Origin of the sequence: Synechococcus sp. A15-127, from assembly GCF_014280215.1 — a bacterium.
Classification (GTDB): domain Bacteria; phylum Cyanobacteriota; class Cyanobacteriia; order PCC-6307; family Cyanobiaceae; genus Parasynechococcus.
The window spans coordinates 357199-369898 of sequence record NZ_CP047948.1; the positions used below are offsets into that span (position 1 = coordinate 357199).

9 protein-coding genes are annotated in these 12700 nt (G+C 58.8%); 5 read left to right on the forward strand and 4 right to left on the reverse strand.

The window, feature by feature from the left end; all coding sequences use genetic code 11:
* Positions 1-22: 22 nt before the first annotated feature.
* Positions 23-295, forward strand: a complete 273-nt coding sequence (locus tag SynA15127_RS01820; protein WP_370594009.1) for a hypothetical protein — start codon at positions 23-25, stop codon at positions 293-295.
* Between the two features lie 119 nt (positions 296-414).
* Here the strand turns inward: SynA15127_RS01820 and SynA15127_RS01825 are convergent, their stop codons facing one another.
* The 3 genes from SynA15127_RS01825 to cobJ all read right to left on the reverse strand — a co-directional run bounded on the left by SynA15127_RS01825 (position 415) and on the right by cobJ (position 5250).
* Positions 415-2004, reverse strand: coding sequence for an iron uptake porin (locus SynA15127_RS01825; RefSeq protein WP_186484784.1), 1590 nt, complete (start codon positions 2002-2004; stop codon positions 415-417).
* Between the two features lie 435 nt (positions 2005-2439).
* On the reverse strand, positions 2440-2988 hold the full coding sequence (locus tag SynA15127_RS01830; protein ID WP_186484785.1) for a helix-turn-helix domain-containing protein: 549 nt from the start codon (positions 2986-2988) through the stop codon (positions 2440-2442).
* Between the two features lie 555 nt (positions 2989-3543).
* Positions 3544-5250 (reverse strand): precorrin-3B C(17)-methyltransferase, encoded by a 1707-nt coding sequence (cobJ, locus tag SynA15127_RS01835; protein WP_186484786.1) that lies wholly within the window; start codon positions 5248-5250, stop codon positions 3544-3546.
* Here cobJ and SynA15127_RS01840 point away from each other — a divergent pair.
* The gene (locus SynA15127_RS01840; protein ID WP_186484787.1) at positions 5239-5406 is read left to right on the forward strand and encodes a hypothetical protein; all 168 of its coding nucleotides are present in this window, start codon (positions 5239-5241) and stop codon (positions 5404-5406) included. The genes cobJ and SynA15127_RS01840 overlap by 12 nt on opposite strands.
* Here the strand turns inward: SynA15127_RS01840 and SynA15127_RS01845 are convergent.
* A complete protein-coding gene (locus tag SynA15127_RS01845) occupies positions 5359-6597 on the reverse strand; it encodes a hypothetical protein (RefSeq protein ID WP_186484788.1) in 1239 nt (412 codons plus the stop codon). The genes SynA15127_RS01840 and SynA15127_RS01845 overlap by 48 nt on opposite strands.
* A 402-nt stretch (positions 6598-6999) precedes the next feature.
* Here SynA15127_RS01845 and psaA point away from each other — a divergent pair, with 402 nt between their 5' ends.
* The 3 genes from psaA to SynA15127_RS01860 all read left to right on the forward strand — a co-directional run bounded on the left by psaA (position 7000) and on the right by SynA15127_RS01860 (position 12692).
* Complete coding sequence (psaA, locus tag SynA15127_RS01850) at positions 7000-9303, forward strand: photosystem I core protein PsaA (protein WP_186484789.1); 2304 nt, start codon at positions 7000-7002, stop codon at positions 9301-9303.
* A 21-nt stretch (positions 9304-9324) separates the two neighbouring features.
* Complete coding sequence (gene psaB / locus SynA15127_RS01855) at positions 9325-11538, forward strand: photosystem I core protein PsaB (RefSeq protein ID WP_043694814.1); 2214 nt, start codon at positions 9325-9327, stop codon at positions 11536-11538.
* 170 nt (positions 11539-11708) lie between these two features.
* On the forward strand, positions 11709-12692 hold the full coding sequence (locus tag SynA15127_RS01860; RefSeq protein ID WP_186484790.1) for an AraC family transcriptional regulator: 984 nt from the start codon (positions 11709-11711) through the stop codon (positions 12690-12692).
* Positions 12693-12700: the final 8 nt, after the last annotated feature.

Sequence of the window (12700 nt, forward strand, 5' to 3'; positions counted from 1 at the left end):
AATCAAAGCTGTTCTTGACTCGGTGCCCCTTGCCCATAATGATATTGATAGGTTTTATCAATCAATGGCTAAAGTTTCGCCAGTTTCAATGTTTCTTGCAGCTACAACGCTGCTTGTCTCTACGGGTATTCCTGATGCAGTACAAGCTCAATCTGCAGGTGGCTTAAAAGAGTGGTCCACCGATCAGGGCGTAGATGAGAAAAGTCTTCCCGATGCTGATGCCGCTGCTCTGATGAAGCAAGCCGAAGAAGAGGATGTTTGTGTACCGATCGGTGAAGGTGAGAATTGCTGGTGATTTAAACCTAAATCAATAAAAACAAGCGGAGGCAACTTGTTGCCTCCGCTTGTTGGTCAGATAAAAAATAGGAGGGAGATAGGATGTTATCTCCCTCCTATTTTATTTTATGGAGTCAATTAGAACTTAAAGGTGGTTTGAACCAAGCCACCAAGCTTATTGGATCCATCAGCAGTGTCTTTGCCGTATGCATTGTCGACCCAGAACACAGCTGGTTTGATCGAAATGTTATCTGTGACTTTGAAGTCGTAATAACCTTCGATCGCGAAGCTAGGCTCACTGCCTGAACCTTCATCCTGGATTTCGGTGGCGTAGCTGGAATAGGAGCCGAATCCGATCCCCAGCTTGTTGCCATCCATGAAGGCGTCATTCCAATTTAAGCCAACCATCCAGCCTTTAACGGCCTCAGCGTTGCCATCGTATTGACCCTCAGCGAAGCCGAAGTCGATACCACCGCTGATGGTAGGGATGAAACCAGAATCCTCAGGCTGCCAATAGCCACGAAGGCCGACGGCATGCAGTGGGTGGCCAAGGTTTTTCGCATGAGGAGTGGAATACCCCATGGCGGCCTTTGCACCAGTGCTGATGGCGTCGCAGTCGCCGTCATCATCGATTCCAGCGCAGTGCTGACCGGCGTTCTTCAGGGCATACAGAGCTGAAACATGCCACTTGCGGTTGCCGTAGCCAATTTGGCTCAACCAGTAGGCGTCGGTATTTTCCCCGAACATGCCCTCCTTTGGATCACTCTTTGCACCGTCTCCACCATCGGCGACGTAGTTGGTGGCAATGTTCAGAGCTGGCTCACCCCGATCAACATTTTGACGCCACTGGAGACCAAAGCCCTGGCCTGTGCTGGCACCGAGAACGGCTCCGTAACCACCGAGTTTGAAAGCCTTCAGAACAGGCTTGTAACGGGTGGGAGTCTCAATCATGTAGTAGTTCTCAACCAAGGCACCCACTGTTGCCTTGAATTCAGAACCGATCGGGAAGGTGTACCAGAGTTTGTCAACTTTAAGGGTGTTGTCACCCTTTTTGGCGTCTGCGAGATAGGAATCAGTCTGTGTCCAGACGTTGTCCATGTTGCCCGTGCGTAGACGGGTGTAAAGACGGTCTTTTCCGGTGAAAGACGTATTCAGGTTGAGAGTGAGCCTGTAGGAGAAGTTGAAGGCATCGCTGGTGCATTTCCCAGCGTTTGTACCCGTCGTATCTTCATCGTTGCACTCGTCACGATCGTCGTAGGTGACTCCACCCATGAAGAAGTCAGCCTGACCCTTCAGCTTGGTGGTAGTGGAGAACTGGGTGGCTTCCAGTTCGCCGACGCGGGCCTCGAGGCCGTCCACGCGTCCACGCAGGATGGCGAGCTCGGTCTCGAACTCCCTGATCAGACGACGCAGTTCGTCGGTGACCTCGGTGATGCGATCGAGGCAGGCGTTCAGTAGAGCTGCGGCCTCGTAACGGGTCATGGCACGGTTGCCACGGAAGGTGCCGTTGGGGTAGCCAGCGACGCAGCCGTACTGCTCAACCAGGTTGCTCAGAGCCTGGTAAGCCCAGTCGGTCGGGTAGACGTCAGAAAATTGGGTGACGCTGGTGACCTGCTCTTCAGCGGCGTAATCAGAGACGCCGGCGATGTTCAGATCAGCAGCATGTGCCACAGGAGCCAAAAGGCCCAGAGCAGCAGGAGCCACCAGCAGTTGCTGGAAAAGCTTCATGGAATTCCTCACACAGAAAATGCCCAAAATGGGCTGCCTAATTTTGCCTAAAGGGCCTCTTTCGGAAAGCAAGAAAAGAAGTGCTTGCTTGTAACATATGATGCTTGCTGGCGTGATATTTGATAAGTGTTGGCCTTTGGGAGCTGCCTCGGCGATGATTTGTTGATTATTGCCTGATCTTAGGTTCAAGCATCATTAAAAGTTCACGGTTTGACATGGCCCGAAGTCTTCGGGCGGCTGCCTCATCGTGGTGATAAAGTTCAAAAACAAAGGGCTAGGAGCTGAAGCTTTGAAATCTGGTCTTCGCAACCTGTCGGTGTTTTTATCCCTAAAGAAAAAGGGTTGTAAAAAATCAAAATGTTCAAAGTGGAAAGGTGGATCATGCCGTTGCGGTCGCGAGTGATGTGCTTGTTGGGTTGGATTCTGTTTGTCAGTTCAGTCTTTGATGGTGAGTAATCCTTTCGACTCTTCGACCGAGATGGATCCGTTTTCCCTGAGTTTTCCCATGGAGCGGCTTACCGTTGAGCGCGTTGTGCCAATGATTTCTGCAAGCCTTGAATGAGACAGTAAAAAACTGAGTGTGCAGCCTTCTCTTGTTCTCCTCCCGAGTCTGTAGACCAGAAGCTTCAAGAGATTGAAGAGTCGTTCTTCCGCTTTGACGGGATGACGTACGACATGCAGTGCCATCAGCCATTCTGTCAGGAAGTCATCTTGTTGGCTGATTGACTCTTGTCCGTACTGAATGGTCAATATTGACTCTGACAAAGCTTCCAATTGAAGGTTGCAACTCTTCGGATGCAGGAATCCTCCTCCCTCCATTGGCGACATCAAGGCGAGAGTTGTCTCAGGGATTTGATCTCCATGGTGTGCACTCAGGCGGATGAATCCGTCGATGACTTGGATCGATACCCAACGATTCCCCTGGGGAGGTGTCAGGACGAGTTGCTGTGAGTTCCGTAGGTGCAGCGATTGAGCCTGAGCCACCGATGGCCCGACAGGGCTAGGAGTGCTCATTGAGTGCTAACAGCGTTACATTTGATACAAGCAAATGATTTATATATTGCCCGCCTGATCTGAGGGAATGTATATATGAGATCTGCCATCTAAGTCAAAGGTTTGGCGTTTGTGCCAATGGTCATAACACGCTGCGCTATTCCTGTGATTCTATTGATTGCGATATCGGCTTATGTAGGTGTGCGTTGGCAATCTTGCGGTCAAGAGGGTGTAATTAAGTCGTTTTCTCGATGTGCATCCACAGAGTTGACCTCGAGTCAATCTGTTTGAGCATCTCCATGTGTTCCTCTGTCAAGGCTCTCGCGTCATCATGGCGGCCAGACAGCGAATGAATGGAGATCAGGTCCATGCACCAATCTCTGACTGCGGTGAGATTGAGCATTCGTTCCAAATGGATTTTGTCTCCTGATTCGCGCATTGTTCGTGATGATATTTGCTATCCAGGCTGCTCTTCTTGAGTAGCAGCGCCTTGTCAGCCTTTACATCAGCTTGTGATGATTTCTACGTGTGGAAGGTCTGCATGGTTCAGCTCAGAATAGCTCCCGGATAGCCGCGCGGAGTCACCATGCGGCCATCGCAGATTCGGCTGCTGCTGTTGCCGATCAGCACCAACGTGAGCATGTCCACGCTCTCGATTTCAAAGTCCTCCAGGCTTGTGAGTTCCACCACTTCCTCAGCACGGCCGAGTTGGCGAGCTTGCACCACCGGGGTTGTGCCTGCGCGATGCTCGCGAAGAAGAGTTCTGGCCCGTTCCAGCTGCCAGTTGCGATCCCTGGAACGGGGGTTATACAGCGCCACGACGAAATCGCCGGCGGCAGCTGCTTGCAGCCTCTGCTCGATCACCGGCCAGGGTGTGAGTCGATCACTCAGGCTGATGGTGCAGAAGTCGTGCATCAGCGGAGCTCCCGCTCGGGCGGCGGCCAACTGCATTGCCGAGATGCCTGGATGCACCTCAAAGGAAGGTCTGGCGTCAGCGGGTTGCTGCAGCCAGAGCTCAAGGGCCAGGCCGGCCATGCCGTAAATACCGCTGTCGCCCGATGAGATGAGGGCCACCTTCGCTCCCTGCCGCGCCAGGCCCAGAGCCTGTTCGCATCGATCCCATTCACGGGTGAGTTCACCATCGCAGCGCACCTGATCGCTGCGACGCAGCGGTTCCAGCAGGTCGAGGTAGAGGCCATAGCCCACCCAGACGCAGCAGCGGGCCAGGGCCCGACGGGCATCCCCGCTCAGCAACGCGGGATCTCCAGGGCCGCTGCCGATCAGGTGCAGTTCTCCCTGTTGCGGGGCGAAAGGCACGGCTGCTTCCGCGATGGCCACGGTCACAGCTCCATGCTCGTTCGCTTGCGCCTTGCTGATCCGTTTCTTCAGCCTCAGTTGGGCGTCGTCCCCGGCGGCGAGCAGGGCAGCAGCTTCCGCCACGGAGGCTGTGCCCAGCTCAGATCGCACCACCTCAGAAGGCGTCGGCACGTCGATGGCATCCAGTCTTTCGGCGCTGTAAGTGCGAAAGGGCCAATCCCTGCTCTCACGCAACTGCAACAAGGCGGCTTCATCAGCCTTGCGATCAGCGCTGGCCAGACCGGCGACGGCCTCGACAGCCAGTCCGGCTTCCGCGAGGGCCTGATCGATGGCGCGTTCCACCAGGGTCAGGCTGGTGTTGCGCTCGCAACCCACCCCCAGCCAGAGGCTGGCCGGATGCCAGCGGCAAGGGGTTTGCAGCTCCGCTCCGATGCTGAGCTGTGCTGAATCGGGGCTGTCCTCCACCAGGCCCTGTCCCGCTGAGATCCGCTGCCAGTCGGTCGCGCCATGGTTCTGGTGGACACGCACTGCGTGACCACGTGCATGCCCCTGCATCAGGGTTCGCCAGGCGTCCGTACTTCCGCCCCGTCGCCATCCCCAGCCTTCCCCGAAGCTGTCGAGCGCCAGTCGTTGGTCGCTGGCGCAGGCCCCTGTCAGAACAGCCTGTCCACCGAGATCGGCGGCGAGTTCTCTGGCCAGCTGTTCAGCCCCGTTGCTGTGCCCACCGAGCAGCGGGATCACCCACTGGCCGTTCGGATCGAGCACCAGCACAGCCGGATCCTTCTTTTTTCCCATTAGGTAAGGAGAGATCAGTCGGGTGATCGCCCCCACGGCGCCCACCACCAAAAGAACACTGTCGGGATGCCAGTGCCTCTGGAGAACGGGTTCCAGACCGTTGATGGCCTGCAGCGTCTCATCGGCATGATGGCGCTGCATCAGGCGCTGCAGCAGCGGTTCCGCTGCGGTGGACAGGCCGATGGCCAGTCGCCGGGAGGTCGTGGACGGGATCGTGGCAGTCAGTTCAGCAGGAGCGATGGGACAGGCTCAGGCCTGGCGCAGGCTGCCATCGGGGTTGAGCAGCTCTCGGGCTGATCCTCCCAGGCTGGACTTCGGTGTGAGGGTTTCATCCCCGGGCGCCGGCTCACTGCTTTCAACCATGCCGTTCTCACTGATGCCCTCTTCGACGATGGGTTGCTCAGTGCTGGGTTGCTCAGTGCTGGGGTGCTCAGTGCTGGGTTCCTCGGATGGCTGCGGTTGTTCAGCTGAAACGGGATCAGGCTCCTCGCTCACAACAGGCTCCGGTTCTGCGACCGGCTCCGGCTCGGGCTCCAGCTCGGGCTCCGATTCCTCCTTCACGGGCAGGGGGGCTCCGCTGAGCAGGGCAAGGTCGCGCTCATTCAGATGCTCTTTCATCCAGGCCGGGCGTGGGGCCGTGGCGGGCGCAAGTCTCAGCAACCGATTGTTGAAAACAGGGTTGATCGGTTCGCCCCTGCCATCCAGCAGCTCCATCTGCAGCGTCGCCCCTTCCCGTCCGTTGCTGCCTTTCAGCCACAGAGCCTCCTGATGGTCAACGAGAAAGCTGTCTCCGTTGAGACTGATGCGAAGGCGCCAGCGTTGGTCGCCATCCCGAAGGTTCTGCAGCGGCGCGTTCCAGAGCAGCCAGTCCACCAGAATCGGTTGGTCGCTGGTCCCCGTCGCAGCTCCGATCGGCACCAGCCACGGTTCATCGGCATCCGGCTGTGTGGAGGTAAGCCGCTGCCAGAGATGCAGCCGGCTCTGGATCGTCGCTCCCGGTGAGGTCACCGCCTCACCCCATGGGTAGGCCGCCCATGCACTCAAGCGATGGCTGCCGGGGGCCAGGCTCTCGAGAGTCAGATGCACCTTGCCGTCTGGCGCTTCGCTGATCCGCACGGGCGGCTGCCCATCGATCTGGACGGCCACATGCGGCCCGAGTCCGAGATCGCCGGCATCGCGCAGCGGCCAGTCATCGACCTCCAGCACCAGGTCAACCTGGTCAGCCCGGGTCACCGTGCTGTCATCCGGGCTGCGAAGACGCAGCTTCGGTCGATGTTGATCCAGCTGCCGGCGCAGTTGCTCGACAGCTCCCGGCGGGGCCACTTCCTGCAGCCTCGAGCCGGTGGGCCCGCTCAGCCCTGATGGTTGGCCCTCGCCGCTACCAGGGTTGAACCAGCCCCCACGAGCCTGAACCTGAACCGGCACTGCCACCAGCAGCAGCATGGACAGCAGCACCCCCAGCAACGGCTTCAGGCCCGGCTTCGGCATGGCGGTAACGATGATTCCCCCATTCTGGACAGCCTCATGGCGTCTTCACCAGTTTTTGTCAACCAAGTCCTGCAATCGGTCTTTTTTGTGTAGTTAATGCGTCTGAATCTTCCAGATTTCAATGATTGCGAGCGATTGGCAGACCCCTGTTCCTGACTGGTCCATGGCGGGATTGAACCTTTGTAACTCACTGTCCGGAAACGTCGTCATCAGCCCCTATGCTTTCGCCAGCGGTCCCTTTTTGGGGCCCCAGCTTCAGTGCAGCAAAGGGGTTTCGGCTCCCAAGCGGCCTGACGCCCTGTCACGGTTCCCCTGCGGAGCTGTGCCCGGGGCCCCGACGGATTCCGGTCCGTCGGAGGGGTGGCCCTCCACCTCGATACCCGTCCCTCGAGGAACGACTCGATGACCATCCGCCCACCAGAGCGTGGGAGTGACGCGAAAAGCCAGGTCGAGAAGGTTGACAATCCAGCAACCTTTGAACTGTTCGGCAAGCCCGGACATTTCGACCGCGCTCTCGCGAAGGGTCCCAAAACCACTTCCTGGGTTTGGAACCTTCACGCCAACGCTCACGACTTCGACGCTCACACGAGTGACCTGCAAGAGGTCTCTCGGCGGATCTTCTCCGCCCACTTCGGCCATCTGGCCGTCATCTTTATCTGGCTAAGCGGTGCCTTCTTCCATGGCGCCCGTTTCTCCAACTATTCCGGCTGGCTTGCCGATCCCACCCACGTGAAGCCCAGTGCTCAGGTGGTGTGGCCGGTGTTCGGCCAGGAAATCCTCAACGGCGACGTCGGTGCCGGTTTCCACGGCATCCAGATCACCTCAGGCCTGTTCCAGATGTGGCGGTCCTGGGGCATCACCAGCGAAACCCAGCTCATGGCTCTGGCCATCGGTGCGCTGGTGATGGCCGGTCTCATGCTCAACGCCGGTGTCTTCCACTACCACAAGGCAGCGCCGAAGCTGGAGTGGTTCCAGAACGTTGAGTCGATGCTGAACCACCACCTGGCAGGTCTGCTGGGTCTCGGTTCACTGTCCTGGGCCGGTCATCTGATCCATGTGTCCCTGCCTGTCACCAAGTTGATGGATGCCATCGACGCCGGCCAACCGCTGGTGCTGAATGGCAAGACCATCGCCTCCGTGGCCGATATCCCACTGCCGCACGAGTTCTTCAATCAGGATCTTCTGGCGCAGCTCTATCCGGGAATCGGTTCCGGTGTGGGAGCTTTCTTCTCCGGTAACTGGGCTGCCTACAGCGATTTCCTTACTTTCAAAGGTGGATTGAATCCTGTCACAGGCAGTCTGTGGATGACCGACATCGCCCACCACCATGTGGCGATCGCCGTGATGTTCATCGTCGCCGGTCACATGTACCGCACGAACTGGGGCATCGGTCATTCCATCAAGGAGATCCACGAGGGCCAGAAGGGAGATCCCCTGCTGTTCCCCGCTCCCAACGGTCACGACGGACTCTTCGAGTTCATGACCACCTCCTGGCATGCCCAGCTGGCTGTGAACCTGGCCATCGGTGGATCCGTGAGCATCATCGTGGCCCAGCACATGTATGCGATGCCTCCGTATCCGTACATCGCGGTTGATTACCCGACCCAGATCGGTCTGTTCACCCACCACATGTGGATCGGTGGATTCCTGATCGTCGGTGGCGCTGCTCACGCGGCCATCGCCATGGTGCGTGACTACGACCCCGCCAAGCACGTCGACAACGTTCTGGACCGGGTGCTCAAGGCTCGCGACGCGATCATCAGTCACCTGAACTGGGTGTGCATCTGGCTCGGAGCTCACAGCTTCGGCCTTTACATCCACAACGACACCATGCGTGCCCTGGGCCGTCCCCAGGACATGTTCAGTGATTCGGCGATCTCGATCCAGCCGATCTTCGCCCAGTGGATCCAGAACGTTCATGCCGCTGCAGCCGGTAGCACCGCTCCCAACGCCCTCGCCGGCGTGAGTGAAGTGTTCAACGGTTCTGTGGTCGCTGTCGGCGGCAAGGTCGCCGCGGCTCCCATGCCGCTCGGCACCGCCGACTTCATGGTCCACCACATTCACGCCTTCACGATTCACGTGACGGTGCTGATCCTGCTGAAAGGTGTCCTGTACGCCCGCAGCTCCCGCCTGATTCCAGACAAGGCCAACCTGGGCTTCCGCTTCTCTTGCGACGGTCCTGGTCGCGGTGGTACCTGCCAGGTGTCCGCCTGGGACCATGTGTTCCTGGGCTTGTTCTGGATGTACAACTCCCTGTCGGTTGTGATCTTCCACTTCTCCTGGAAGATGCAGAGCGACATCTGGGGAACGGTGAATGCCGACGGTTCCGTTGCGCACATCACCAATGGCAACTTCGCCCAGAGCGCCATCACCATCAATGGCTGGCTGCGTGACTTCCTGTGGGCTCAGGCCGTGCAGGTGATCAACAGCTACGGCTCTGCCACCAGTGCCTACGGAATCATGTTCCTGGGCGCCCACTTCATCTGGGCCTTCAGCCTGATGTTCCTGTTCAGCGGCCGCGGCTACTGGCAGGAGCTGATTGAGTCCATCGTCTGGGCTCACAACAAGCTGAAGGTGGCACCCGCCATCCAGCCCCGTGCGCTTTCCATCATCCAGGGCCGTGCCGTGGGTGTTGCCCACTACCTCCTGGGCGGAATTGCGACCACGTGGGCCTTCTTCCACGCCCACATTCTTGTGGTCGGCTGACCTCACTGACCTTTCCCTCTAATGGCAACGAAATTTCCTTCGTTCAGCCAGGGTCTGGCTCAGGACCCGACAACCCGCCGTATCTGGTACGGAATCGCCACGGCTCACGACTTCGAGAGCCATGACGGAATGACGGAGGAGCGCCTCTATCAGAAGCTCTTCTCCACTCACTTCGGTCACCTTGCGATCATCGGCCTGTGGGTTTCGGGAAACCTGTTCCACATCGCCTGGCAGGGCAACTTCGAGCAGTGGGTCGCTGACCCTCTGCACGTGCGCCCCATCGCTCACGCAATCTGGGATCCCCACTTCGGTCAAGGCGCCATTGACGCCTTCACCCAGGCGGGTGCGTCCTCCCCGGTGAACATTGCCTTCTCCGGTCTGTACCACTGGTGGTACACGATCGGGATGCGCAGCAACGCCGAGCTGTACCAGGGTTCCATCTTCATGATGATCCTGTCGGCCTGGGCCCTGTTCGCCGGTTGGCTGCACCTGCAGCCCAAGTTCCGTCCCTCCCTGGCCTGGTTCAAGAACGCTGAATCGCGTCTGAACCACCACCTCGCCGTTCTGTTCGGCTTCAGCTCCATCGCCTGGACCGGTCACCTGGTTCACGTGGCGATCCCCGAAGCCCGCGGACAGCACGTCGGTTGGGACAACTTCCTCAACGTTCTGCCTCACCCCGCCGGTCTTGGACCCTTCTTCACCGGCAACTGGGGTGTGTATGCCGAGAACCCTGATTCTCTGAACCAGGCCTTCGGCAGCGCCGATGGCGCAGGCACTGCGATCCTCACCTTCCTCGGCGGTTTCCATCCCCAGAGCGAAGCTCTGTGGCTCACCGACATCGCCCACCACCATCTGGCCATCGGTTGCATCTTTGTGATCGCCGGCCACATGTACCGGACCAACTTCGGGATCGGTCACTCCATCAAGGAGATCCTCGAGACCCACAACCCGCCCAAGGGCACCCCTGGTGACCTCGGTGCTGGCCACAAAGGTCTCTACGACACCATCAACAACAGCCTGCACTTCCAGCTCGGCCTGGCTCTCGCCTCCCTCGGCGTGATCACCAGCCTGGTGGCGCAGCACATGTACTCGATGCCGTCGTACGCCTTCATCGCGAAGGACTACACGACTCAGGCAGCCCTGTACACCCACCACCAGTACATCGCCATCGCGCTGATGTGCGGTGCCTTCGCCCACGGTGCGATCTTCTTCATCCGTGACTACGACCCCGAAGCCAACAAGGACAACGTCCTGGCTCGGATGCTCGAGCACAAGGAAGCGATCATCAGCCACCTGAGCTGGGTCTCCCTGTTCCTCGGTTTCCACACCCTGGGCTTGTACGTCCACAACGACGTCTGTGTGGCCTTCGGTACGCCTGAGAAGCAGATCCTGGTGGAGCCCGTCTTCGCCCAGTTCGTCCAGGCCGCTTCCGGCAAGGCGATCTATGGCTTCGACGTGCTGCTGTCCAACGCCTCCAGTTCCGCCAGCCTTGCCTCCCAGAACATTCCGGGTGACCACTACTGGCTGGATGCGATCAATGGCAACACCGATGTGTTCCTGCCCATCGGCCCTGGTGACTTCCTCGTGCACCACGCCATCGCTCTGGGTCTGCACACCACCACCCTGATCCTTGTGAAGGGTGCGCTGGATGCCCGCGGCTCCAAGCTGATGCCAGACAAGAAGGACTTCGGTTACTCCTTCCCCTGCGACGGCCCCGGCCGTGGCGGTACCTGCGACATCTCGGCCTGGGACGCCTTCTATCTGGCTGTCTTCTGGGCGCTGAACACCGTGGGTTGGGTCACCTTCTACTGGCACTGGAAGCACCTTGCCATCTGGTCCGGCAACGTGGCTCAGTTCAACGAATCCAGCACCTATCTGATGGGCTGGTTCCGCGACTACCTCTGGCTCAACTCCTCCCAGCTGATCAACGGCTACAACCCGTTCGGCAGTAACAACCTCGCCGTCTGGGCCTGGATGTTCCTGTTCGGTCACCTGGTCTGGGCCACCGGTTTCATGTTCCTGATCTCCTGGCGGGGTTACTGGCAGGAACTGATCGAAACCATCGTCTGGGCGCACCAGCGCAGCCCCATCGCCAACATGATGGGCTGGCGCGACAAGCCTGTGGCTCTCTCGATCGTTCAGGCTCGTGTGGTCGGCCTGGCTCACTTCTCAGTGGGCTATGTCCTCACCTACGCGGCGTTCCTGATCGCGTCCACATCAGGCAAGTTCGGTTGATCCATATCACTCCAACGGACTGAATCACGAGTCGTTCCTCGTTTCCTGCCCTGTCCGGCATTGTCCGGACAGGGTTTTTCATTGTTTACTGATGAGAGAGGTTTCCGATCGTCACCTTGAGGACAAGCGCGACGAAAAATAAGTACTGTTCCAGTGCGTTTGAATCCTCAATGCAGACCGTCAGCGCTGGACAAGATCTGCATTACTGCCTGGATAGGCAGTTCACCAGCGCAGAGCAGTGCACGGAGATCTGGAGACTTCTGGGTTGCGATTACCAGTGGCTTCAGATCTCTCCCGGACCGCTGAACGGGCGAATCCGGGTCGAGCGTCAGCAGGACATGATCCTGGTTTCGATCCAGGCGGATCAGGCTCTGCTCGTTCAGGGAGCCCGAAACCCGGAGTGGGTCCCCTTCACCATCGAGCACACGGACAACATCGCAGAGCATCGCCATTTCGGAGAAGCTCTGTCTCCAAGGACGCTGGGGGGATTCAACACCCGACTTGCTCAGACCCTGCTGCGGACATCGCCCGGGGGCAGTCAGATCGGTGCGGTGTTGTTGAATCGTCGGCGCATCGAGCAGATGGCTGCCCTCGATCCCTTCGGGCGCCTCCAGGATCACCTTGATGGCAGCAACACAGCCGTTCTGAGTGAGGCGTCCCATCAGGGACTCAAGCAGCTGATGGAACCGCCGGCATGGCAGGGCGTCGACGCTCACGGATGCTTTCAGGCAGACCTGCTGGAAGCTCAGCTGTTCGACGCTCTCGCTTCAGAGCCGGACAGTTGTCTGCGTCCCGTCACTCAGACCCACCGCAGCGATCTCGTGCGTGAGGTCGTTGAATTCTCCTTCAGAAATAGACAGACCCCGATGACGCTCCAGGAGGTCTGCCGGGCGCTGTTCACCACGAAGACCACTCTCACGGTGAGCTGCCGGGAGATGTTCGGCTTCGGGCCGATGCTGCTGTTGAAACGCGTTCGCCTTCAGCAGGTGCACCACGTGCTGAGCAACCCCGACCTCCAGCGTCAGCTCGGTTGCCGCACGATTCATGCGGTCGCCTCCTACTTCGGCTTCTACAGCCGCAATCATTTCTCGCGTGACTACCGAGCACTGTTCGGGGAGTCTCCACGCGACACGCTGCATCACAGCGCTGCATAGGCTCTCGG